The organism is Syntrophaceae bacterium, assembly GCA_013177795.1.
GTDB lineage: Bacteria > Desulfobacterota > Syntrophia > Syntrophales > UBA2192 > UBA2192.
In genome coordinates this window covers 699,495-722,527 of sequence record JABLXY010000001.1, presented here as the reverse complement: position 1 = coordinate 722,527, position 23,033 = coordinate 699,495, and the positions used below count along the sequence as shown (strand labels likewise).

The 23,033-nt window shown below is 63.9% G+C and carries 28 protein-coding genes; 12 read left to right on the top strand and 16 right to left on the bottom strand.

The features are described 5' to 3' along the window. The first annotated feature begins 100 nt into the window (after nt 1-100). The 8 genes from HPY67_03350 (at nt 101) to gltA (ending at nt 7,594) form a co-directional block, all read left to right on the top strand. Nucleotides 101-580, top strand: a complete 480-nt coding sequence (locus HPY67_03350; GenBank protein NPV03751.1) for a hydrogenase iron-sulfur subunit — start codon at nt 101-103, stop codon at nt 578-580. A gap of 22 nt (nt 581-602) precedes the next feature. Further along, nucleotides 603-1,625 (top strand): 4Fe-4S ferredoxin, encoded by a 1,023-nt coding sequence (locus HPY67_03345; GenBank protein ID NPV03750.1) that lies wholly within the window; start codon nt 603-605, stop codon nt 1,623-1,625. Nucleotides 1,626-1,687: 62 nt separating this feature from the next. Further along, a complete protein-coding gene (locus HPY67_03340) occupies nt 1,688-2,215 on the top strand; it encodes a heterodisulfide reductase (GenBank protein ID NPV03749.1) in 528 nt (175 codons plus the stop codon). Between the two features lie 110 nt (nt 2,216-2,325). Further along, nucleotides 2,326-3,174 (top strand): CoB--CoM heterodisulfide reductase iron-sulfur subunit B family protein, encoded by an 849-nt coding sequence (locus HPY67_03335; protein ID NPV03748.1) that lies wholly within the window; start codon nt 2,326-2,328, stop codon nt 3,172-3,174. 109 nt (nt 3,175-3,283) lie between these two features. Continuing rightward, nucleotides 3,284-4,264, top strand: a complete 981-nt coding sequence (locus tag HPY67_03330) for a 4Fe-4S dicluster domain-containing protein (GenBank protein ID NPV03747.1) — start codon at nt 3,284-3,286, stop codon at nt 4,262-4,264. Between the two features lie 13 nt (nt 4,265-4,277). After that, the gene (locus tag HPY67_03325; protein NPV03746.1) at nt 4,278-5,144 is read left to right on the top strand and encodes an FAD/NAD(P)-binding protein; all 867 of its coding nucleotides are present in this window, start codon (nt 4,278-4,280) and stop codon (nt 5,142-5,144) included. 199 nt (nt 5,145-5,343) lie between these two features. Next, nucleotides 5,344-6,180 (top strand): sulfide/dihydroorotate dehydrogenase-like FAD/NAD-binding protein, encoded by an 837-nt coding sequence (locus HPY67_03320; GenBank protein NPV03745.1) that lies wholly within the window; start codon nt 5,344-5,346, stop codon nt 6,178-6,180. Continuing rightward, nucleotides 6,170-7,594: an NADPH-dependent glutamate synthase gene (gene gltA / locus HPY67_03315; GenBank protein NPV03744.1), complete on the top strand. Its 1,425-nt coding sequence runs from the start codon at nt 6,170-6,172 to the stop codon at nt 7,592-7,594. The genes HPY67_03320 and gltA overlap by 11 nt, the downstream gene beginning before the upstream one ends. A 147-nt stretch (nt 7,595-7,741) precedes the next feature. Here the strand turns inward: gltA and atpB are convergent, their stop codons facing one another. From atpB to HPY67_03275, 8 genes are all read right to left on the bottom strand, one after another. Then, complete coding sequence (gene atpB, locus HPY67_03310; GenBank protein ID NPV03743.1) at nt 7,742-8,395, bottom strand: F0F1 ATP synthase subunit A; 654 nt, start codon at nt 8,393-8,395, stop codon at nt 7,742-7,744. A 5-nt stretch (nt 8,396-8,400) separates the two neighbouring features. Then, a complete protein-coding gene (locus HPY67_03305; protein ID NPV03742.1) occupies nt 8,401-8,796 on the bottom strand; it encodes an ATP synthase subunit I in 396 nt (131 codons plus the stop codon). Continuing rightward, nucleotides 8,756-9,055, bottom strand: coding sequence for an AtpZ/AtpI family protein (locus tag HPY67_03300; protein NPV03741.1), 300 nt, complete (start codon nt 9,053-9,055; stop codon nt 8,756-8,758). The genes HPY67_03305 and HPY67_03300 overlap by 41 nt, the downstream gene beginning before the upstream one ends. Before the next feature lie 114 nt (nt 9,056-9,169). Continuing rightward, on the bottom strand, nt 9,170-10,375 hold the full coding sequence (locus HPY67_03295; GenBank protein NPV03740.1) for a DegT/DnrJ/EryC1/StrS aminotransferase family protein: 1,206 nt from the start codon (nt 10,373-10,375) through the stop codon (nt 9,170-9,172). After that, nucleotides 10,372-11,316: a GDP-L-fucose synthase gene (locus HPY67_03290; GenBank protein ID NPV03739.1), complete on the bottom strand. Its 945-nt coding sequence runs from the start codon at nt 11,314-11,316 to the stop codon at nt 10,372-10,374. The genes HPY67_03295 and HPY67_03290 overlap by 4 nt, the downstream gene beginning before the upstream one ends. Before the next feature lie 21 nt (nt 11,317-11,337). Continuing rightward, nucleotides 11,338-12,369, bottom strand: coding sequence for a GDP-mannose 4,6-dehydratase (gene gmd, locus HPY67_03285; protein NPV03738.1), 1,032 nt, complete (start codon nt 12,367-12,369; stop codon nt 11,338-11,340). Nucleotides 12,370-12,516: 147 nt separating this feature from the next. Further along, nucleotides 12,517-13,800, bottom strand: coding sequence for a glutamate-1-semialdehyde 2,1-aminomutase (hemL, locus tag HPY67_03280; GenBank protein ID NPV03737.1), 1,284 nt, complete (start codon nt 13,798-13,800; stop codon nt 12,517-12,519). An 85-nt stretch (nt 13,801-13,885) separates the two neighbouring features. Next, nucleotides 13,886-14,356: an Lrp/AsnC family transcriptional regulator gene (locus HPY67_03275; protein NPV03736.1), complete on the bottom strand. Its 471-nt coding sequence runs from the start codon at nt 14,354-14,356 to the stop codon at nt 13,886-13,888. Nucleotides 14,357-14,618: 262 nt separating this feature from the next. Here HPY67_03275 and atpE point away from each other — a divergent pair, with 262 nt between their 5' ends. Then, nucleotides 14,619-14,975, top strand: a complete 357-nt coding sequence (atpE, locus tag HPY67_03270; protein ID NPV03735.1) for an ATP synthase F0 subunit C — start codon at nt 14,619-14,621, stop codon at nt 14,973-14,975. An 80-nt stretch (nt 14,976-15,055) separates the two neighbouring features. On the opposite strand, the gene HPY67_03265 is transcribed toward atpE, so the two are convergent. The 6 genes from HPY67_03265 to HPY67_03240 all read right to left on the bottom strand — a co-directional run bounded on the left by HPY67_03265 (nt 15,056) and on the right by HPY67_03240 (nt 18,533). Then, nucleotides 15,056-15,466 (bottom strand): peptide chain release factor-like protein, encoded by a 411-nt coding sequence (locus HPY67_03265; protein NPV03734.1) that lies wholly within the window; start codon nt 15,464-15,466, stop codon nt 15,056-15,058. A 68-nt stretch (nt 15,467-15,534) separates the two neighbouring features. Further along, a complete protein-coding gene (locus HPY67_03260) occupies nt 15,535-15,963 on the bottom strand; it encodes an amino acid-binding protein (protein NPV03733.1) in 429 nt (142 codons plus the stop codon). 20 nt (nt 15,964-15,983) lie between these two features. Then, nucleotides 15,984-16,520 (bottom strand): 2-oxoacid:acceptor oxidoreductase family protein, encoded by a 537-nt coding sequence (locus HPY67_03255; protein ID NPV03732.1) that lies wholly within the window; start codon nt 16,518-16,520, stop codon nt 15,984-15,986. Beyond that, nucleotides 16,510-17,268 (bottom strand): 2-oxoglutarate oxidoreductase, encoded by a 759-nt coding sequence (locus HPY67_03250; GenBank protein NPV03731.1) that lies wholly within the window; start codon nt 17,266-17,268, stop codon nt 16,510-16,512. The genes HPY67_03255 and HPY67_03250 overlap by 11 nt, the downstream gene beginning before the upstream one ends. Nucleotides 17,269-17,275: 7 nt before the next feature. Further along, entirely contained in the window at nt 17,276-18,328 is a 1,053-nt protein-coding gene (gene vorB, locus HPY67_03245; GenBank protein ID NPV03730.1) for a 3-methyl-2-oxobutanoate dehydrogenase subunit VorB, read from the bottom strand. Then, nucleotides 18,321-18,533 (bottom strand): 4Fe-4S binding protein, encoded by a 213-nt coding sequence (locus tag HPY67_03240; protein ID NPV03729.1) that lies wholly within the window; start codon nt 18,531-18,533, stop codon nt 18,321-18,323. Before HPY67_03240 ends, vorB begins: the two co-directional genes overlap by 8 nt. A gap of 192 nt (nt 18,534-18,725) precedes the next feature. On the opposite strand from HPY67_03240, the gene HPY67_03235 reads away from it, so the two are divergent. Next, entirely contained in the window at nt 18,726-19,751 is a 1,026-nt protein-coding gene (locus tag HPY67_03235) for a ribonuclease Z (GenBank protein ID NPV03728.1), read from the top strand. A 52-nt stretch (nt 19,752-19,803) separates the two neighbouring features. On the opposite strand, the gene HPY67_03230 is transcribed toward HPY67_03235, so the two are convergent. Then, on the bottom strand, nt 19,804-20,307 hold the full coding sequence (locus tag HPY67_03230) for a UpxY family transcription antiterminator (GenBank protein NPV03727.1): 504 nt from the start codon (nt 20,305-20,307) through the stop codon (nt 19,804-19,806). A 94-nt stretch (nt 20,308-20,401) separates the two neighbouring features. After that, complete coding sequence (gene ribD, locus HPY67_03225) at nt 20,402-21,502, bottom strand: bifunctional diaminohydroxyphosphoribosylaminopyrimidine deaminase/5-amino-6-(5-phosphoribosylamino)uracil reductase RibD (GenBank protein NPV03726.1); 1,101 nt, start codon at nt 21,500-21,502, stop codon at nt 20,402-20,404. Nucleotides 21,503-21,734: 232 nt separating this feature from the next. On the opposite strand from ribD, the gene HPY67_03220 reads away from it, so the two are divergent. Further along, a complete protein-coding gene (locus HPY67_03220) occupies nt 21,735-22,466 on the top strand; it encodes an NTP transferase domain-containing protein (protein ID NPV03725.1) in 732 nt (243 codons plus the stop codon). Nucleotides 22,467-22,565: 99 nt separating this feature from the next. Beyond that, nucleotides 22,566-23,021 (top strand): dTDP-4-dehydrorhamnose 3,5-epimerase family protein, encoded by a 456-nt coding sequence (locus HPY67_03215; protein ID NPV03724.1) that lies wholly within the window; start codon nt 22,566-22,568, stop codon nt 23,019-23,021. Nucleotides 23,022-23,033: the final 12 nt, after the last annotated feature.

Genomic DNA, 23,033 nt, shown 5'->3' with positions numbered 1-23,033 from the left:
CGCCTCAGGCTTCCCTCTCCCTCGGCGGGGGGAGGGCCGGGGTGAGGGTGAAAAGGGATGTACAACACAGGTCCCGGACCTGAAACGTGGAGAAAGCTCGATGTCACATCACGACAAGCCGGCAGGCAAGAAATCCGAGGGGTGGGAGCCGAAAATCGTCGCCATCGTCTGCAACTGGTGCACCTACGCGGGGGCCGACCTGGCGGGGATCAGCCGCATCCAGTACCCCCCGAACGTGAGAATCATCCGGGTGCCCTGCACGGGCCGGATCAACCCCTTTTACATCGTCAAGGCGCTGCAGGCCGGCGCCGACGGCGTCCTCGTCTCGGGCTGCCACCCCGGCGAGTGCCACTACCTCACGGGGAACCTCTCGGCGCGCCGGAAGTTCGCCACCCTGAAGAGCTTCCTGAACTACATCGGCCTTGAGGACGGGCGGACGACCTTCACCTGGGTGTCGGCCTCGGAGGGTGAGCGGTTCGCCCAGGTCATCAAGGGCGTGACCGAGCGGGTCAGGGCCCTGGGCCCCGCCACGAAGCTCGTCAAGAAACTGCGCGACGCAGACGTCGCCGTTGCGAAATAACCGGAACAGAAGGATCGGGAACGTGGAAAAAGTAGAGAAGAAGCTGCGGGAAGAGGCGAAGAGGCTCCTGGCCGACAAGAAGGTGGACGTCATCGTGGGATACGAGGCGGGGACCCTGCCGCTCACGGCGACCCCTGTGTTCATCACGACCCCCGAGGAAGCGGACAAGCTCGTCTGGAACGCCTTCTGCCAGCACAACCTCGCCAAGTACGTGCACGACCTGATCAGCGCCCACAAGGACTCCCAGAAGCGCCTCAAGCCCGACGACCGCAAGCGGAAGGTCGTCGGCGTCGTGACGAAGGGCTGCACCTCGCGCTCGCTCGTCATCCACCTGCAGGAGCGGCAGTACGAGCGCCTCGACATCTCGATCCTCGGCGTCCCCTGCACGGGCTACGTGGACCGCAAGGCGCTGGCCGCGAAGCTGGGCGGCGAGGACATCCTGGAGGGGTCCCTCGACGGCGCCAATCTGAAGATCAAGACCGCCGGCGGCGAGAAAACCATCCCCGTGAAGGACGTCCTGGCCGAGAACTGCGTCACCTGCCGGTTCAACAACCCCGTCATCTCGGACCTCATGCTCGGCGAGCCCGCCCCGGCCATGAACCCGGCGGCGGAATACGCGGACGTCGACGCGTTCGAGAAGCTCACCCCGGAGGAGCGCTGGGCCTACTTCACCAAGGAGATGGCCAAGTGCATCCGCTGCGCCGCCTGCCGCCAGGCCTGCCCGTCGTGTTACTGCCGGGTCTGCTTCGCCGAGCAGAGCATGCCCCAGTGGGTGGGCATCAGCGAGGACCCCTCGGACACGCAGGTCTTCCAGTTCATGCGCATGTACCACATGGTGGGCCGATGCGTGGACTGCGGCTCCTGCATCAGCGTCTGCCCCATGGGCGTGGACCTGCGGAAGTTCCTCAAGAAGCTCGACAAGGACTGCTTCGTGCTGTTTAACCAGAGGGCGGGCGAGAAGATCGACTTCCCGGCGCCGCTGCAGGATCAGAGAATGGACGACAAGGAGGAGTTCATCTACAACCCGGGGGGCGGCGGGCACTGATTGCAGAGGGTGAGAGGGGAAAAAGGGAAGAGGAGAAGAAAAGACCGAAAGACGGAGAAGACATGAAAACGTTTCTGGACGAGGTCAACGAGAGGATCGACGGGGTTCCCATCCAGCGCTGCTACCACTGCCGCAAGTGCACGGCGGGCTGCCCCATGGCGTTCGTGATGGAGCACAACCCGAACAAGGTCATCAAGATGATCCAGATGGGCAAGAAGGACGAGGTCCTGGGAAGCTCCACCATCTGGCTCTGCGCCTCCTGCGAGACCTGCATCACGCGCTGCCCCAACGAGGTGGACATCGCGCGGATGATGGACGTGCTGAGGCAAATGGCCCTCGAGAGCGGCAAGGCCGTGAAGGAGAAGAGCGTGCTCGCCTTCCACCAGGCCTTCCTGTCGAGCATCCGGTCGGGCGGACGGCTGAACGAGCCCCTGATGATGGTGAACTACAAGCTCAAGTCCGGGGATCTCTTCTCCGACATGGCCCTGGGCCTGAACATGTTCACGAAGGGGAAGCTCTCGATCTTCGCCCCGAAGACGAAGGATGTGGCTTCCGTCCGGAAGATATTCGAAAGGACGAAGACGGCGTAAAACGGGCATGAGGCGCAAGGCATACGGCGCAGGGGACAGAACCCGGGATTTTTCTCCCGACCGTGAGCCGTCAGCCGCAAGCCCTCAGCCATGAGCACAGGAGGCATTCCGTGAAGGTTTCCTTATATCCCGGTTGTTCCGCGCACGGAACGGCAAAAGAGTACAGTCAGTCCATCGAGGCCGTGAGCCGTGCCCTGGGCATCGAGACCCACGAGATCGACGACTGGTCCTGCTGCGGGGCGACGTCGGCGCACAGCACGAACTACAAGCTCTCCGTGGCGCTGCCGGCCCGCAACCTGATGATCGCGCAGAAGAAGGGGCTCGACGTCATGATCCCCTGCGCGGCCTGCTTCAACCGCTTCAAGATGGCCCAGCACCACCTCGAGAAGGACAAGGCCCTCAAGGCGGAGATCGAAGCGATCATCGGGGGCACCTACACCGACGGGATTGCCGTCCGGAACCCCATCGACATCATCGCCAATGACATCGGCCTCGACGCCCTGGAGAGGAAGGTCGTCAAGAGGCTCGAGGGGCTCAAGCCCGTACCCTATTACGGCTGCCTGCTCCTGCGGCCGCCCGAGGTCTGCCGGTTCGACGACTACGAGAACCCCGTGCTGCTCGACAAAATTCTGGCGGCCTGCGGGGCCGACGTGAGGAAATGGTCCTTCAAGACCGACTGCTGCGGCGGCAGCCTCTCCATCAGCCGGACCGACATCGTGGGCAAGATGGTCAACAAGCTCACCTCGATGGCGAAGGAGGCCGGGGCCAACTGCATCGTGACGGCCTGCCCCCTGTGCATGGCAAACCTCGACATGCGGGCCGAGGCGGGGCTGAAGATGCCGGTCTTCTACTTCACGGAGCTGCTGGCGCTCGCGATGGGCCTGCCCGGGCCGGAGAAGTGGTTCAAGCTCCATATCACCGACCCCATGCCGCTCGTGCAGTCGCTGAAGCTGATGTAGGGACGCAAAACCGCCCCCGGAAGCAAGGGGAAGCAGAATTTCTCACACAAGGAACGCCATGGAAAAGAAACTGCTCAAGAAGGACAAACTGACCGGCATCGTGAAGAGAATGGCCACCGACAAACCCGTCTACGCGCCGGTGAAGGACGAGGACAACGTCCTGTTCAAGATCCTCGAGCCGGGGATGGAGCCGCTCACCTCCTTCGCCAACACGAAAAACGCGCCGAAGAAGGTCTTCTTCCCCCACTCGGAGCTTCTCATGAAGTACACGCGGAGCCCCAAGGGGATGGTCTTTGCCGCCCTTCCCGCCGACGCCAAGGAGTTCGTGCTCTTCGGCGTGCGGCCCTGCGATGCCCGCAGCTTCGCCCTTCTGGACATGCTCTTCGACCAGGAGAAGTGGAAAGACCCCTACTACATCGACAAGCGCAGAAAGGGCACGGTCATCTCGCTCGCCTGCGTGCACCCCCCCTACGCGGCGTGCTTCTGCACCTCCGTGGACGGCAGCCCCACCTCGACGCAGGGATCCGACATCCAGCTCACGGACCTCGGCGAGAACTGGCTCGTGGAGTTCCTGACGCCCAAGGGGGAGGCCCTGGCGTCCTACTTCGGCGAGGCGACATCCGCCGATGCCGCCGCCGAGGCGAAGAAGCAGGCCATCGCCGAGCAGTCCGCCGCCGAGATCAGGAGGAAGATCCCCGGGCGGGCCGTCAAGCCGATCCTCGATGTGATCTTCGAGCACCCCTTCTGGGACACGATCGCCGGCAAGTGCCTGGCCTGCGGGACCTGCACGTACATGTGCCCGACGTGCCACTGCTTCGACATCAGCGACGAGGTGAAGGGCGACGACGGGGTGCGGATCCGCAACTGGGACTCCTGCATGTTCCCCCTGTTCACGCTGGAGACCTCGGGGCACAACCCCCGGACGAGCCAGAAGCAGCGCTGGCGCCAGCGCCTGATGCACAAGTTCAAGTACTACGTGGACAACTTCGACGCCATCGCCTGCGTGGGCTGCGGGCGCTGTGTCATGGCCTGTCCCGTGAACATCGACATCCGCAAGATCGTCGACGACATCTCGAAACTCCAGGATTAGAGGAGAGCCTCCGATGCAGAAGCCGTTGCAGCAGATCACCGCCGAGAACCCCTACGTGCCCATGCCCGTGGAGGTCATCAAGATCATCACGGAGGTGGACACGAAGGACATCAAGACCTTCCGCCTGGCCTTCGTGAACAAGGAGGACGAGGAGCGCTTCCGGTACATCCCCGGCCAGTTTGCCGAGCTGTCCGTGTACGGCAAGGGCGAGTCGCCCATCGGCATCGCGTCGTCGCCCACCCAGAAGGGATACATCGAGTTCACCGTCCAGAAGGCCGGGGTGGTCACGACGGCCCTGCACGAGATGGAGGAGGGGACCCTCATGGGCGTCCGCGGCCCCCTGGGCAACTCCTGGCCCATCGAGTATCTCGAGGGGAAGAACATCGTCGTCGTGGGGGGCGGTTTCGCCTTCACGACCCTGCGGTCGCTCATCAACTACATGATCTTCGAGGAGAACCGCAAACGCTTCGGGAAGATCACCGTTGTTTACGGCGCCCGGACCCCGGGGCTGCTGCTCTACAAGGACGAGCTGGAGGCCTGGGGCAAGCGCGGCGACATCGACCTGCACGTCACCGTCGACAAGGGCGACGCGACCTGGAAGGGCCGCGAGGGGTTCGTCCCCACGGTCTGCAAGGAAGTCGCCCCGAGCAAGGAGAACGCCGTGACGGTCATCTGCGGCCCCCCGATCATGATCCGCTTCACGCTGCCCGTTTTCTTCGACCTCGGGTTCTCGAAGGAGAACATCATCACGTCCCTCGAGATGCGCATGAAGTGCGGCATCGGCAAGTGCGGCCGCTGCAACGTGGGCAGCAAGTACGTCTGCAAGGACGGCCCCGTCTTCAGCCTGGCCGAGCTCGACAAGCTGACCAAGGAATATTGACGGGGGCACAGGCAGAAGGCGCGAAGGGGGAGCCTTCAGGCTCCCTCTTTTTTAATCCGTCGTCGGGGGTTTACGCCGCGACAAAGGCCGGAGCGTCAAAATCGTTTTGCCGTTTCGTGCGGGCACAGGGTGAGCGGGTTCTCCAACTCCCTCGCCTTCGCATTTTCGCAACTTCGTCTCTGGAAGGAGGACGCGGGCATTGCACCGGATCACGGAAAAGGTCGTTCTCTCCGAGAACATCGTCAAGACGGTCTTCGAGGCGCCCGAGATCGCGAGGAAGCGCAGGGCCGGACAGTTCATCATCCTCATGATCGACGACAGGGGGGAGCGCATCCCGCTGACGATCGTCGACTCGGACCCCGTGAAGGGGACGCTGACGATCATCTACCAGGTCGTCGGGAAGACGACGGACCAGCTCGCGCGGCTCGAGCCCGGGGACGTCATTCAGCACGTCCTGGGGCCCCTGGGGCACCCCACGGAGATCGAGGGCATCGGGACGGCCGTCTGCGTCGGCGGCGGCGTGGGCATCGGGGTGCTCTACCCCATCGCCAAGGCCCTCAAGGAGAAGGGAACCCGGGTCATCTCCATCATCGGCGCCCGGACGAAGAAGATGCTGATCCTCGAGGAGGAGTCCCGCAGCGTGAGCGACGAGCTGCACGTCACGACCGATGACGGCAGCTACGGCTACCACGGCTTCGTGAGCGACGTGCTGCGGGACCTCATCGCCGCGGGGACGAAGATCGACCGGGTCTTTGCCATCGGCCCGGTGCCCATGATGCGGGTGGTGGCCAACGTGACGCGCCCCCACGGGATCAAGACGATCGTGAGCCTCAACCCCATCATGGTGGACGGCACGGGCATGTGCGGGGCCTGCCGGGTGACCGTGGGCGGGAAGACCAAGTTCACCTGTGTGGACGGCCCCGAGTTCGACGGCCACGAAGTGGATTTCGGGCTCCTGATGAGCCGGCTCCAGATGTACGCAAAGCAGGAACAGGAAGCCAGGGAACGTTGCAGGTGCGGAGACCATGACCGATAAGGACAAGACGGAAAAGAAGGACAAGAAGGAGCGGATCCCCCGGCAGCCCATGCCGGAACAGGATCCCCGGGTGCGGATCGGCAATTTCGACGAGGTCCCCCTGGGGTATTCCCCCGAGACGGCCATGCTGGAGGCCCGGCGCTGCATCCAGTGCAAGAAGCCGGGCTGCGTGACGGGGTGCCCCGTGGACATCGACATCCCGGGGTTCATCCGGCTCGTGGCCGACGGGGATTTCCTGGGGGCCGCGCGCAAGATCAAGGAGACGAACTGCCTGCCCGCCGTCTGCGGCCGGGTCTGCCCGCAGGAAGACCAGTGCGAGAAGCTCTGCGTCCTGGGCAAGAAGTGGGACCCCGTCGCGATCGGGCGCCTGGAGCGGTTCGTCGCGGACTACGAGCGCAACGCGGGGACGGTCGAGATCCCGGCGCTCCCCGCGCCGACGGGAAAGCGCATTGCCGTCGTCGGGGCGGGGCCCGCGGGGCTCACCATCGCGGGCGACCTGGTCAAGATGGGGCACGAGGTCACGATCTTCGAGGCCCTGCACAAGGCCGGGGGCGTGCTGATCTACGGGATCCCCGAATTCCGCCTCCCCAAGAGCATCGTCGATGCCGAGGTGGAGTACCTGCAGAAGCTGGGCGTGAGGATCGTGACCGACGCGGCCATCGGCAGGCTCAAGACGATCGACGATCTCTTCGCCGAGGGGTTCCACGCCGTGTTTCTCGGTGTCGGCGCCGGGGCGCCCGTGTTCATGAACATCCCGGGCGAGAACTTCTCCGGGATCTACTCGGCCAACGAGTACCTCACCCGCTCGAACCTCATGAAGGCCTACCGCTTCCCCGAGTTCGACACGCCCATCGCCAGGGGGCGCAACGTGGCCGTCATCGGCGGCGGGAACGTGGCCATGGACTCCGTCCGGACGGCGCTTCGCCTCGGGGCGGAAAAAGCCTACATCATCTACCGCCGCACGAAGACCGAGATGCCGGCCCGGGCCGAGGAGGTCCACCACGCCGAGGAGGAGGGGGTGCAGTTCAAGTTCCTCACGAACCCCATCGAGTACATCGGCGACGAGAAGGGCTGGGTGAAGCAGATGGTCTGCCAGCGGATGGAACTGGGCGAGCCCGACGAGTCGGGGCGGCGAAGGCCCGTCGTGGTCAAGGGCTCGGAGTTCACCATCGACGTCGACACCGTCGTCGTTTCCGTGGGGACGATGGCCAACCCCGTGATCCCCATGACGACCCCGGGCCTCGAGACCAACCGCTGGGGCTACATCGTGACGAAGGACGAGACGGGCGAGACGACCCGCAAGGGGGTCTGGGCCGGCGGCGACATCGTGACGGGCTCGGCCACGGTCATCCTGGCCATGGGCGCCGGCCGCAAGGCGGCCAAGGCGATTCACGACTACGTCATGAGCCTCTGAGGAACAAACAACAAGCAGCAAGAAAATCCCCCATAGAGGGGGATTCGTTTCGATAAAAAAGGGTCGGGAGATGCTCCCGACCCTTTGTCGTTTCCGGAGGTGTTTTGCTTGCCTTTCGCCCTTTGCCACCCGCCTTGGGTCCGTATTCTAGTGATGCTCCTCCATGGCGCCGGCGATGTACATCATCGACAGCAGCATGAAGACGAGCGTCTGGATGACCGAGATCAGGATCTTGAGAATCAGGATGGGCAGGGGCACGAGAAGCGGCACGAGGACGAAGATGACCGCCACGACGATGTGGCCGCCCTGGATGTTTCCGAAGAGCCGGACCGAGAGCGACAGCGGCCTGGAGAGGTGGCTGATGATCTCGATGGGCATCATGAGCGGGATGAGCCACCAGACGGGCCCCAGGAACTGCTTGAAGTACTTCAGGCCCTGCACCTGCACCCCGACGATGTGCGTCAGGAAGAAGACGACGAGCGCCATGGCCACCGTCGTGTTCAGGCTGGCCGTGGGCGACTCGAATCCGGGGATGAGGCCGATGAGGTTCGAAAAGAGGATGAAGAAGCCGATGGTCGCGATCAGGGGGAAGAACCGCTTGCCGTGCTCGCCCATCGTGTCGACCAGGAGGTTGTGGAACGCGTTGACGAAGACCTCCATCACGTTCTGGACCCTGTTGGGGTAAATGTCCATGCGCCGTGTGGCGAGAAACCCCAGAAGGGCCAGGATGGCCATGACCAGGATCGTGTAGGTCACATGATCGGGGATGTACTTGTTGTGCAGGAACAAAAAGGCATGCATATCGGTCAGCTAGCCTCCTCCGGAAGAATTTTTTTTTGAGACTCGAGAATCGCCGTGACGGCGATGTTGATGACCACGAGCGAGAGGCCCACGAGCAGGCCGATGATGTCCACGGGCAGCCCGGTGATGATGAAGTAGAGGACCACCGCCGTCACGGCCATGCGGATGTAGTAACGGATCATCATGGCCGACTTCGCCCTGCCCGAGAGGGTGGAGAAGATAACGCGCAGATCCCGCCCGAGCCAATGAAGGTTCACGATGCTGATGATGCCGCCGACGAGAATCCCCAGCGTGAAGCGCCAGGGCATGATGAGAAGACTGGCGAAGAGCAGCAGGCCCAGGATGATGAGATTCCGGATCTCAATTTTTCTTTGCAGGAGGTCTTTTCCGGTGGGGTTCATCCTTCAGCCGCCTGATGATCGGTTCTTCGTAGCTGTCCTCGAACGTGTTCTTGATCCACACGTAGAGGCTCCGGAACCCAGCGAACACGCCGACGAGAAGGAAGAGAATGGAGAACTTGTGCCCCGTGTCGAGCAGCCTGTCGAGCCAGGCCCCGATCAGGATTCCCCCGAAGATGCCCAGGACCAGCGCAATGCCGAAGGTGCTGGCATAGGCCGCCTGCATCATGGACTTCTTCGATTCCTTGTCTGCCTCTCTCATCGAAACCTCGGGCGCTATACCATACCGACGGCCGGAAGTCAATAAAAATAGGCTACCGCAGGTATGACGACGGTACAGAGAATATTCTAACGATTCTGGCCGGTTACATGACTCTCAGGGGCCCTTGCGGACAAGGCTGTGGAAGGCCTCCTCCACGCAATCGAGGTCCTCTTGTTTCAGGTACTGATGGCAGCCGATGTAAAATCCGTTTTTGCCCACGAACTCGGCCTTGGGCAGTCTACCCTCGTACCGTTCCTTCAAAAAACGGTAAGCCGGCTGCTGCAAGGGGATGCAGCCGAACAGGGGCCGCGTCTCGATGCCGGCCTTTTCCAGCGCCCGCATGATCTTTTCCCTGGACCATCGGCGGTCCTTGACGATCAGGGGATAGGCAAGGTAACTCACCTCATCCGAGTAGGGCGGCAGCTGGAAGATATCCGAAAAGGGTTCCAGTCTCTCGTTGAGGGTGCGCACGTTCGACTGACGAGCCCGGATGATGGCGTCGGCCCTGCCGATTTGGGGGACGGCGATCGCCGCGTGGAGTTCGGACGTTTTGAAATTGAAGCCGATGAGGTCGTGAGTGAACCGGGGGTCCAGCCCCGCACCGCTGTGCGGGCATTTCCCCGCCGGCCGGCGGCAGATCCGGCAATCGCAAAGCCGCCCGTTGGCCTTGATTCTCCGGATGAGCCCGCAGAGCCGCTCGTCGCTCGTGACGACGGCGCCCATCTCACCGACCTGGATATTGTGGGCGATGTAGAAGGAGTACTCGGCAAGATCCGAGAGCGAACCCGCCTTGCGACCCTTGTAGAGAGAGCCGTGGGCCTGTGCTGCGTCCTCGAAGACGGACAGGCCGAATCGGCGCGACACCTCGTTGAGGGCGTCCATGTCGTTGACGTAGCCCATGAGGTGCACGGGCAACAGGAGGGCGTGAGCGCCCCGGCTTCTGCGGAGAACGTCCTCCACCTGGTTGGTGTCCAGCGTGAAGGTGCGGGGATCGATGTCGACGTACACCGGCTGCATGCCCGCCAGGACTATGGCGTTGCTCGTGGCAACGTAAGTGACGGGGGAGGTGATGACCTTGCATCCGGGCCGGATCTTCGGCCGACGATCGTCGTGGATCAGGGCGAGAAGTCCGGCGAGGAGTGCCGAGGAGCCAGAGTTGAGGGCAACGCAGTGTTTCGTCCCGATGTACCGGGCCCAGCGCGTTTCGAACTCCCGGGTTTTGCGGCCTTCCGAAAGTTGACCCTCCGTGAGGGATTCCAGAACGGAGGCCTTTTCCTCCTCACCGATGCGGATGTCGCCGATCCTGACCCTGAGCGTCATGGTTTCTCCCCGGCGGCCCCGTGTCGCGCGTACCATTCGCATGTCTTCCGTAGACCTTCCTCGAGGCCCACCCGGGGTTTCCATCCCAGCCGCTCGATGTTGCTGACGTCCAGCAGCTTCTGCGGCATGCCGTCCGGTTTCGTCGGATCGAAAATCAGGCGGCCCCGGTACCCCGAAATCCTTGCGATCAAACCGGCCAGGTCCCCGATGGACACGTCCGACCCGGCACCCGCGTTGACAGCCTCTCCGCCCGATAGCCGGTCGATGAAGAACAGGCAGGCATCGGCCGCATCGTCGACGTAGAGGAACTCCCGGCGGGCCCTGCCGGTGCCCCAGATCTCCACCTCGGGGCGATTGCCCGCCGCCGCTTCATGGAATCGGCGCACGAGGGCGGCAATGACGTGGGAATCGCGGGGGTCGAAATTATCACCCGGCCCGTAGAGATTCGGAAAGATGACGGAGAAGAACCGGACGCCATACTGGCGGTGATAGGCCTCGATCATCTTCATGCCGCTGATCTTGGCGATCGCGTAGGACTCATTGGTCGGCTCGGGCGGTCCTGTCAGGATAAACTCTTCACGCATCGGCTGCGGACATATCCGCGGGTACGAACAGGAGCTCGAGACGAACAGGAGGCGCTCCGTTCCGAACCGCCAGGCCGCGTGGATCACATTCGTCTGGATCATCACGTTGTCGTAGAGGAAGGGGGCGGGGTTGTGCATGTTCGCCCAGATCCCTCCAACGCGGGCGGCGGCCAGGAAGACGACCTGCGGACGCTCCTGCTCGAAAAAGGCCTCGACGTCGGCCTGGCGGCGCAGGTCGAGCTCGGCACTCGAGCGCAGCAGGAGATTTTCGTACCCGCGCTCGCGGAGCATGCGCACGAGCGCCTTGCCGAGAAGGCCCCGGTGTCCGGCGACATAGATTTTCGCGTCTTTGTCCATGCGGGGATCGCCTCCGTCGGTTCAGGACAGGATCCGCTTCGGCTCGCAGGCAAACCCGGCATCGCGGAGCGTCTTTTCCTTCTGTGCCAACTCCAGATCGCTCTCCACCATCATGTCGATAAGCTGCTCAAAGCCCACCTTCGGCGACCAGCCCAGTTTCGCCCTCGCCTTCGAGGCATCGCCGAGCAGGACGTCCACTTCCGCGGGCCGGTAGTAGCGGGGGTCGATCTCGACGTGTGCCTTCCAGTCGAGGCCGAGCCGCTGGAACACCCGCTCCGCGAACTCCTGGACCGAATGCGTCTCCCCGGTGGCCACGACGTAGTCGTCCGGCTCGTCCTGCTGGAGCATCAGCCACATGGCCTCCACGTAGTCGCCCGCGAAGCCCCAGTCGCGCTTGGCTTGCAGGTTCCCCAGGAAGACCTTTTGCTGAAGGCCGACCTTGATCCGTGTGGCGGCGCGGGTGATTTTTCGTGTCACGAAGGTCTCGCCGCGGCGGGGGGACTCGTGGTTGAAAAGGATGCCGTTGCACCCGAAGAGGTTGTACGCCTCGCGGTAGTTCTTCACGAGATAGTAGGCGTAGACCTTTGCTGCGGCGTACGGGCTGCGGGGGTGGAACGGCGTGCTCTCGCTCTGGGGCGGCGGCGCCGCGCCGAACATCTCGCTCGACGAGGCCTGGTAGAAGCGGGTCTTGATTCCCGTCTTCCGGACCGCTTCCAGAAGACGAAGGGTGCCGAGCCCCGTCACGTCCCCCGTGTATTCGGGCATATCGAAACTGACCCGTACATGGCTCTGGGCACCAAGGTGGTAGATTTCGTCCGGCCGGATATCATGGAGAAGATCCGTGAGCTGTCCCGATACGGACAGGTCGCCATAATACAGGAAAAGACGCGCCGACGGGTCATGAAGGTCCTTGAAGAGGTGGTCGATCCGGTCGGTGTTGAACGTGCTCGAGCGGCGGATCAGCCCGTGCACCTCGTATCCCTTACAGAGCAGAAACTCCGCCAGATAGGAGCCGTCCTGGCCCGTGATGCCCGTGACGAACGCCCGCTTCATCCACACCGCCCTTTCTGTTTTCTCCGGTTGACAGGGTTGATTCTCGCCAACGTGCCGCGTCGGCTGGAAGGCAGGGTCGAATCATAAACGATGCCCGTGGGGCTGTCAACACAATAGCCCCGCCGGGCAGCGGCCGGGTCGGGAGGATCAGATTTCGGAGAGGGCCTTCCCGCAGGCCTCGAGGGTGCGGTCGATGTCCTCCTCCGTATGGGCGAAGGAGACGAAGGCCGTTTCGAACTGGGATGGCGGCAGGCTCACGCCGTGGCGGAGCATGGCGTTGAAGTACCGGGCGAACAGGCCGGTGTCGCACCGCAGCGCCGATGCGAAATCCGTCACGGCGCGGTCGGTGAAGAAAACGGTGAACATGGACCCGCGCCGGCTGAGGGTGACGGCGATGCCCTTCTTTCGGAACAGCTTCAACATCCCGTCGCAGAGACGACGGGTCTTCCGATCGAGTTCCCGGTAGTCCGCGTCGTGTTCGAGAACGCCGAGCGTCGCCAGACCAGCCGCCATGGCGAGGGGGTTGCCCGAGAGGGTTCCCGCCTGGTACACGGGGCCCGTCGGCGCGAGCGATTCCATGATCTCCCGCCTGCCGCCGAAGGCCCCGACGGGCAGCCCGCCGCCGATGATCTTGCCGAGGCAGGTCAGGTCGGGACGGACCCCGGCGATGTCCTGGAAGCCCCCGAAGCGCAGCCGGAACCCCGAGATGACCTCGTCGAAGATCAGCACGATCGCCCGCTCCGCGGTGATCTCCCGCAGGCCTTCGAGGAACCCCGGCGCGGGGGGGACGAGCCCCATGTTGCCCGCGGCGGGCTCCACGATCACACAGGCGACTTCCTTGCCGTGCTTCCGAACCGCTGTCCTCACGGCGTCCAGGTCGTTGAAGGGGACCGTGATCGTGAGCGTGGCCAGCCCGGCCGGGATTCCCGGGCTCCCGGGGATGCCGAGCGTCGCCACGCCGGAGCCCGCCTTCACCAGCAGCGAGTCGGCATGGCCGTGATAACAGCCCTCGAACTTGATGATCTTCTCGCGCCCCGTGTAACCGCGGGCGAGCCGGATGGCGCTCATCGCCGCCTCCGTCCCGGAGCTGACCATCCGGACCTGGTCCATGGAGGGGAAGGCGCGCGTGATCGTCCCGGCCATCTCGACCTCGGCTTCAGTCGGGGCGCCGTAGCTGGTGCCCCGCTTCGCCGCCCTGCGGATCGCGGCGACCACGGCGGGGTGGGCGTGCCCGAGGATCATGGGCCCCCACGAGCCGACGTAGTCGATGTAGCGGTTCCCGTCGATGTCCCAGACCTTCGAGCCCGAGGCCTTCCTGACGAAGAACGGGGATGACCCGACGGAGCCGAATGCCCGCACGGGGCTGTTCACGCCGCCGGGGATCAATTTCTTGGCGTCTTCGAAGAGCGCAAGAGAACGTGTTCGCTTCATGAGGGCACCTTTATGTAAGACAAAGAGCTAAGGGGCAAAAGGCAAAAGGCTTCATCCCGCTGTCCATAAACCCTTGGCCTTGCGCCTAGTAGTACTCCATGCTGCTCTTCTTGAATTCCTCCTCGCTGTGCAGGACCAGGTAGTCGCGGATCCGTGCCTGCGCGGCGATCTCCGCGACGAGACCTTCGATCGTCCCTTCGCGGGCGTGTATCATGGTGAAGAGGTTGTAACGGCCGAGGAAGTGCGGGCGCCGCTCGTAGCAGTGCGTGACCGCCTTGCAGGATGCGAGGAGGGCCCCTGTCTCTTCGACCTGCCGTGGGGGCACGGCCCAGACCACCATGGCGTTGCGGGTGATTCCGGCCCGCTGATGCCTCAGCACGGCGCCGAATTTCCGGATCGTGCCGTCGCGCAGGCAGGCCCGGATCGCATCCAAAACGGTCTGCTCGTCGCCTCCCGCTCGGGACGCGACGGCGCGAAAGGGCCGCTTTTCAACGGGGAGATCGCCCTGCAGCTGCCTGAAGAGCTCCTGCTCACTCCTGTCTTCTCGATGCGCCATGGCCTGCGGGATCCCCTCCCGGAATGTCTCCCTGCATCTCACGGCCCGGCTGATAGCACAGTCAAAATGTCCTTGACAATTCTTTTTTATCTCTTTAATAAAGTACGCGGTCGAGCCGGTCCGCGAAAACCGCAGCGGGCGCGCAATTCCGCCCGCTCCGCCTTCGGAAAGGGGGTGGCGAAGCGAAGGGCGAGGCGTAGGGGCCGGAGCCGTTCAGAGAGAGATGACGCGTTTCCAATCCAAAGACAGAGAGGAGGTTGAAATGAGGTCCAAGAAAATGTTCGCAGCGCTGCTGTCCGTCCTGTTCGTGTTCGGGTTTGCGTCCCTGGCCCTTGCCGCCGAGAAGGAAGGCGTCGACTACACGAGGGCGATTGTCCTGGGCTGCTCCGTGATCGCCGCCGGCATCGCGATGGGGTTCGGCGCCATCGGGGCGGGACTCGGCATCGGGCAGGCGACCGGCGGTGCATCCAATGCCGTGGGTAGAAATCCCGAGGCGCAGGGCAAGATCATGCTCACCATGATGGTCGGTATGGCCATGACGGAATCCGTCGCGATCTACGCCCTCGTCGTGTCGCTCGTGATTCTCTACGCGAACCCGATCATCAGGCTGCTTGGTTAAATCATCATATCCCCGGTATCATCGGACAAAGGGGGAAGAAGCGAAATAAAAAGAGGCTTCTTTCCCCCTTTTTTTGCTCCTCAGTCCCCGTCCCGCGGGACCTTCGCCCGCAGACCCTTCTTTTCCGACTGCCGGCGCTTTGCCTCGAGCATCTTTTCCTTGGCACGCCGGGAGCGTTTGCGCTTCTGGCGCCGGATCTTCTCGATGCGCTCCCTCTCGGCCTCGACGACACCCTTCTGCAGTTTTTCGATCCGGTCGAGGAGAAGGCGGCGCGCCAGGAAGCGGTTCAGGGCCTGGGATCGTTCGCGCTGACACTTGACGGTGATCCCCGTGGGGACGTGCAGGAGCTGCACGCAGGTCGAGGTCTTGTTGACCTTCTGCCCGCCGGGACCCGAGGAGCGGACGAAGGTCTCCCTGAGGTCGCTCTCGGCGATCCCCAGGCGGGCCATGCGCTCCAGCAGGGCCTGTTCCTTGTCGGATGAGATCGGCATCGGATTCAAGGCAAAGGGCTGCCGGCTTGAAGGGCGGGGCCCTTCGCCGTGAGCCTTGCGCCATGGGCCTACAGGTTGTAGATCTGCTCCCCGACGAAGCGGATCCAGTTCTCCCTGAGGATCTCGCCGGCCTGCTCGTGGTCGTCCACGCCGAGGATCAGGATCGTCTCCTTCCCGATGCGCTCGATGGTCGTGTAGATGTAGTGGATGTTGATCTCCGCGTCCATGAGAGGCTTCACGATGGCGTTCATGCCCGCCGGGTGGCACGGCACTTCGACGGCCAGGACGGGCTGCACCTCGAAGGTGAACGCGAAGGTCTCCAGGACCCTCTCGGCCCGGTCGGGGTCGTTGACGACCAGCCGCACGACGCTGCTCTCGGCGGTGCTGGCCGCGGAGATCGCCTTGACGCCGATGTCCTCCTTGTCCAGGATGTCCACGAGCTTCGCAAGCTGCCCCGGGACGTTCGCCAGCTGAACGGAGATCTGCTTGATGGTCATGAGCGAGGGGCTCCCCTGGTTTAGTCGATGTACTCGTAGCCGGCCGAGAAGGCCTTCCGGTTGATGTCCATCGCCGCTTTCTTCCGGTCCCCCAAGATCGACTTGAGGCTCTTGAGATAGGTGTCGGCGGACACGAGCCTCGTCGCCTTCACGTAGGCGCCCATCATCACGACGTTCTGCACCCTAGGGTTTCCCAGGTCGGAGGCGATGCCGGCCGCGGGGATCTCGAAGAGCGTGACGTCTGTCCGGTTCGGTCGCCCCTCGATGATGGACGAGTTCAGGAAAAAGGCACCGCCGGGCGCGATTCTCGTCTGGAAGGCGATGAGGGAAGGGCCGTTCATGGCGACGATGAAATCGGGCTGGGACGCCACGGGCGAGGCGATCTCCTCGTCCGAAACGGCCACCGTGCAGTTGGCCGTCCCGCCGCGCACCTCGGCGCCGTACGACGGCAGGTACGTGACGTGGAGGCCCTCGTTCATGGCCGCGTGGGCGAGGCTGTAGCCCATCATGAGGACGCCCTGGCCGCCGAAGCCCGCAAAGACGGTTTTAATCTGCATGCGTCCCCCCCTTGCCGGTGTCCTTGATAACGCCCACGGGGAAGGTCTTCGTCATCACCTCGTCGATCCACCGGCAGGACTCGGCGGGGGTCATCTTCCAGTTCGTGGGGCACTGGGAGAGGACCTCGATCATGGTGAACCCGACACCGTCCATCTGGTACTGGAAGGCCTTCCGGATGGCCCGGCCGGCGCGCAGGATGTTCCGGGGCGTGTTCACGGCGCAGCGCTCGATGTAGCGAACCCCGTCGAGCCCGGCCAGAACCTCGCTCATGCGGATGGGGTGCCCGTCAAGGGTTGCGCTCCGGCCCGGGGGCGACGTGGTGGATGTCATGCCCAGCAGGGTCGTCGGGGCCATCTGTCCCCCGGTCATCCCGTAGACGGCGTTGTTGATGAAGATCACCGTGATGTTATCGCCGCGGTTGGCCGCGTGGAAGGTCTCGGCCGTGCCGATGGCGGCGAGGTCTCCGTCGCCCTGGTAGGAGAAGACGACCCGGTCCGGCAGCGTTCGCTTGATGCCCGTGGCGACGGCGCAGCCCCGGCCGTGCGGGGCCTCGAGCATGTCCACGTCGAAGTAGTTGTAGGCGAGCACGGCGCAGCCCGCCGGGGGCACGCCGATCGTGATCCCGCGGATGCCCAGCTGGTCGATGGCGTCGCAAATGAGCCGGTGCGTGATGCTGTGGCCGCACCCCGCGCAGTAATGAAACGCGGTGTTCTTGAGCGACTTGGGCCGGGAAAAGACTTTTTTCATCGGCGTTCTACCTCTGGTATTCCTGGACGATGGCCTTGGCGAGCTCCGCCGGCGTGGGCACGACCCCGCCGGGGCGCCCGTAGAAGCTGACCCGCGCGCGGCCCTCCAGGGCGAGCTTGACGTCCTCGAGCATCTGGCCAGCGCTCATCTCGAAGACCAGGAAGTTGCCGATCCGCTCCGCCGTGTCGCGGATGATCTGGGCCGGGAAGGGCCAGAGCGTGATGGGGCGGATCAGCCCCACCCTGTAGCCCGAATCCCGCAGCCGGTTGATGGCCCCCTTGGCGATCCGGGCCGCGATGCCGTAGGCGATGATGACCAGCTTCGCATTGCCCGTCCGGAAGGTCTCGAAGCGGACCTCTTTCTGGGCGATGACGCTGTACTTGCGCGCGAGCTTCCAGTTGTGCTCTTCCATCCGCAGGGCGTCGAGGATGAGGCCCCGGACGAAACGGCTCTTGCCCTCGCCGCACCCCTTGAGCACGTATTTTTCGCTGTAGCGCCGCGGCCTCGGCTTTCCGAAGACGACGGGCTCCATCATCTGCCCCGTCATGCCGTCCCCGAGAATCATCACGGGGTTTCGATAGGCGTCGGCCAGGTCGAAGGCGTCCATGGTCAGGTCGGCAAGCTCCTGCACCGACGAGGGGGCGAGGACGATCGTGCGGTAGTCCCCGTGGCCGCCGCCGCGCGTGGCCTGGAAGTAGTCACCCTGCGAGGGCAGGATGTTGCCGAGCCCCGGGCCGCCGCGCATCATGTTGACGATCACGGCGGGAAGCTCGTCGGCCGCGAGCGCGGAGATGCCTTCCTGCTTCAGGGAGATGCCCGGGCTCGACGAGGAGGTCATGGCCCGCGCGCCGGCGGCGCTGGCCCCGAGGACCATGTTGATCGCCGCGATTTCGCTCTCGGCCTGGATGAAGGTGCCGCCCTCGACCCGGCGCATGTGTTCGGCCATGTACTCGGTGAGCTCGTTCTGCGGCGTGATGGGATAGCCCGCGTAGAACCGGCAGCCCGCCCGGATGGCAGCCTCCCCGCAGACCCAGTTTCCGGAGATCAGGATCTTATCCACGGTAGACCTCGATTGCGGCCTCGGGGCACATGACGGCGCACATCGTGCAGCCGGTGCAAGACTCCCCGTCTTTGGGTGCCACGGGGTGGTAGCCCCTGGAGTTGAATTCCGCCGTCGCGACGATCAGGGCGTCCTTGCAGGCCAGGATGCACAGGTGGCACTCCTTGCAGCGTTCCCGGTCTATAACGATGCGGCCTTTCGCCATTCTCTCCCTCCGCAGGAAAGGGTGATCAAATTGCGCAATAAATCGTTTTCGGCTTCGAAAGTCAAGGGATTTCTGCCGCCTGTCCTTGACGGCCCGCGGGGGCCATAGTACAAACAGAAAACGGTCCGGGCACGCCGGGCTCCCGTACGGTCGGAGAGCCCGGTCTGCGTGCGGAGAACCCGAGAGGCTGCCATGTTCAGCGCCCGTCTCGTCAACGACCCCTTCGGGGACCCGGTCGTCCTGCTCGACGTCCGTTACCGCCGGGAGGCCCTCCTGTTCGACCTGGGCGATATCCAGGCGCTGCCGCCCCGCGTGATCCTCAAGGTGGACCGCATCTTCGTCACCCACACCCACATGGATCATTTCATCGGCTTCGATCACCTGCTGCGCGTGTGCCTCGGGAGGGAGAAACATCTGTTTCTCTACGGGCCGCCCGGCTTCATTGACAACGTGGAAGGCAAGCTCAGGGCCTACACCTGGAACCTCGTGGAGAACTACGAAAACGATTTCCGCCTGTGGGTAACGGAGATACACCCCGGCCACAGGGAGGCCGCGGTGTTTGCGTGCCGACAGGCCTTCCGTCCCGAAGCGCAGAGGCAGGCCGAGACCTCCGACGGGACGGTCGTGGAGCGCGACGCCTACCGGGTGGATGCCGTGTTGCTCGACCACAAGGTCCCCTGCCTGGCCTTCCGCCTGGACGAGAAGCGCCGCGTCAACGTCAAGAAGAACGCCCTGGCCGAGATGGGGCTGCCCGGCGGCGCCTGGATCAATGCGCTGAAGGACTGCATCCATCGCAACGAGCCCGCTGAGAGCCTGTTCCGCGTCTGGTGGAAAGGGGAGGACCGCAGGACGGTCGAACGGGTCTTCCCGCTGGGCGAGCTGAAGGAGCGGGTCACGAAGATCACGCCGGGGCAGAGAATCGTCTACGTTTCGGACGTGATCGACAGTCCGGCCAATCGCGCCCGGATCGTGGAGTTCGCCCGGGGCGCCGACGTCCTGTTCATCGAGGCCTGTTTCCTGGAGGAAGACCGTGAGCGCGCCGGCGAGAAGTATCACCTGACGGCCCGGCAGGCGGGGCGGCTTGCCGGGCTTGCGGGGGTGAAGCGGTTCGTCCTCTTTCACCACTCGCCGAAGTACAGGGGGCGCGAGGAGCGCTTTGCGGAGGAGGCGATGGGGGCATTTCAGGAGGCGTATCGGGATGATGGGACACCGGGGTAGCGGGCGAAGACGGGGAAAATCTTCCCGTCCATCCCGCAATTCCGGCCTTTCCCTAGATCCTCTCCACCTGAAACCCCTGCATCTCGATGGCGACGGCGCGCTGAAGGATTTCGATGGTGATCACGAAGAGATCCTTCCGGGGGTCGGCCTTCACGACAATCCCCTCGATGTCCCGGAACGGCCCGTCGAGAATCCGCGCACGCTCCCCGACCTTGGGGTACCGGTAGTGCTGGACCTCTACCTTGGAGTCCACGAGGCGCCGGATGGCATCGATCTTTTCATCCGGCACAGGGACGGGGACGTTGCCCCGTGCCGTCCCGAGGATCTTGACCACGCCGGGCGTCTTCAGGATGTCGAGACGCTCCTGGTTGCTGGCCGTGGCCATCTCCACGAACAGGTACCCCGGGAACATGGGCAGCTGGATTCTCTTCCGGCGGTCCTTTCTGCGGCTCCAGGTCTCGATCTTCGGCAGGAAGGCGTGGATCGACTTCAGGGTGAGGCCGTCATAGACCTTGCTCTCGTGGCGGCTTCTCGTGTGCACAGCGTACCAGGGCATCAGGCGCAAGCCTCCGGCAGGGCAGATAGAGGATTTCGCGTGTCGGGGCCCGGGCACCGGGTGCGGTGCAGGAACATGAAGCCGGGGCCCCCTCTCATTTCGGTTTCGTGTGCGTCTCGTGGATGAAGCGGGCGTCGACGATGATGTCCCCGTGCCTGTGTGACACCCGCCGGATGACGATCGGAACGGCCTGGTCGACGGTCCTGACGCCCAGATCGCCGATGGCGTCCGTCCCTTTGCCGAAAATCTTCGGGGCGGAGATGACGATCAGCCGGTCGGCAAGACCTTCGCGGATGAAGGAGGTCAGCACGCCGGCCCCGCCCTCCACGAGCAGCGATGAGATCTCCCGCCTGCCCAGCTCTTCGAGAACCGCGGCGAGATCGACCCGCTTCCGCCCGGCGACCCGCACCTCGATCCCGCGATCGGCGAGCAGCGACCTCTTTTTCCGATCGTGTGCGGACGTGGTGAAGATCAGGGTCTGCGCGCGCTGCTGGTCCTGCAGAACCCGCGCCCCCGGCCCGATCCTCAGCGTCGAGTCCACGACGACGCGAAGGGGGTCGCGTCCCTTGACGAGGCGGCAGGTCAGTTCCGGGTCGTCCTTCACGATCGTGCCGGAGCCCACGAGAATCGCGTCGTGCAGGCTCCGCAGGCGATGGGCGTAGACCCGGGACGGCTCGGAGCTGATCCACCGGGAATGGCCCGTGGCGGTCGCGATCTTCCCGTCGAGGGACTGGGCGAATTTCAGCGTGACAAAGGGGATCCGGGTCCGGATGAACTTGAAGAAGACCTCGTTGAGCTCCCGGCAGGCCTCCTCGAGGACGCCCGTGCGCGTCTCGATCCCGTGGCGCTTCAGCATCGCGATCCCCCGTCCCGAGACGACCGGGTTGGGGTCGATCGTCCCGATCACGACCCGTGCCGGCTTTTCCTGCACCAGGCGGTCGGCGCAGGGCGGGGTTTTCCCGTGATGCGAGCAGGGCTCGAGGGTGACGTAGACCGTCGAGCCGCGGATGGGCTCCGTGGCGCTCTCGATGGCGTTGATCTCGGCGTGGTTCTCGCCGCAGCACCGGTGGTAGCCCTTGCCGATGATGCGTCCGTCCTTCACGATCACCGCCCCCACGAGCGGGTTCGGGCATGCCCACGGGGCTCCCCTCCTCGCCAGGGCCAGCGCCATCTTCATGTAGTGTTCATCGGTCATGCCCAATTCACGCAGTCGCTCGGTTCGGAATGGAATAACCCTTGCAGTATTTCGTCAAGCCGTATTGTGCGTGACAACACGTTACTATACAAAAGCAGGGTCTCCTGCACAAGATGAAAACGCGTGGGCGGAGGCTCCGTAATGCCGTCGCCCGTGTTTTCCTCTACTCCCCGCCGCTGGGATGTGGTATATAGCCGCAGTTTTCGTCCCCGGGACAGAAATGGAGGATCCGATGAAAGGCATCGTTCTCGCGGGGGGGCTCGGCACCCGCATGCACCCCCTGACCAAAGTGACAAACAAACACCTGCTTCCCGTCTACCGTGAACCCATGATCTACTACCCCATCCGGACACTCGTCAACGCCGGCATCGACGAGATCCTGATCGTCACGGGCGGGAACAACGCGGGCGATTTCCTGAAGCTGCTGGGAAACGGCAAGGAGTTCGGCCTCAAGCACCTCAACTACACGTACCAGGAAGGGGAGGGCGGAATCGCGGCGGCGCTCGACCTGGCCGCCTATTTCGCCGACGGGGACAAGATCGTCGTCGTCCTGGGAGACAACATCATCGAGAAGAACATCCGCAGGGCCGTCGAGGCCTTCAAGAGGCAGGAGCGGGGCGCGAAAATCCTTCTCAAGGAGGTGCCGGACCCCCAGCGCTTCGGCGTGCCCGCCTTTGAGGGCGACCGCATCGTCCGCATCGACGAGAAACCGAAGCAGCCGGCCTCGAACTACGCCGTCATCGGCATCTACATGTACGACGCCACGGTGTTCGACGTGATCAAGACGCTGAAACCCTCGAACCGCGGCGAGCTGGAGATCACGGACGTGAACAACCACTACATCCGGGAGAAGACCATCACCTGGGACATCCTCGACGGGTGGTGGTCCGACGCGGGCACCTTCGACTCGCTGATGTACGCGGGCAACATGGTGGCCAAAACGGGGGCGAACAAAATCGAATAGGCATGAGGCATGAGGCTTGCGGCATCAGGAAAGACAACTCGTCGATTCCGCATCGTCTGATGCCCAACGCCTGGTGCCTTGTGCCTCGCCGGAGGCGGTATGATCGACGGGGTGAGGGTCAAGAAACTGAAGGTCATTCCCGACGAGCGCGGGCGGCTCATGGAGATGCTGCGGGCCGATGACGAGTTCTTCGAGAGATTCGGCCAGGTCTACATGACGACGGCCTACCCCGGGGTGGTCAAGGGGTGGCACTACCACAAGCGGCAATCCGACAACATGACCGTCGTCAAGGGGATGATGAAGATCGTGCTCTACGACGGCCGCAAGGGGTCGGCGACCGAGGGCGAGGTGAACGAGTTCTTCGCGGGCGAGCACAACCCGATCCTCATCCACATCCCGCCGCTGGTCTTTCACGGCTTCAAGTGCATCTCCGGGGAGGAGGCCCTCGTGATCAACGTGCCGACGGACGTCTACCGCTACGATGATCCTGACGAATACCGGGTCCACCCGCACGAGAACGACATCCCCTACGACTGGGGCCGGAAGGACGGGTGAGGGCTGATGTCC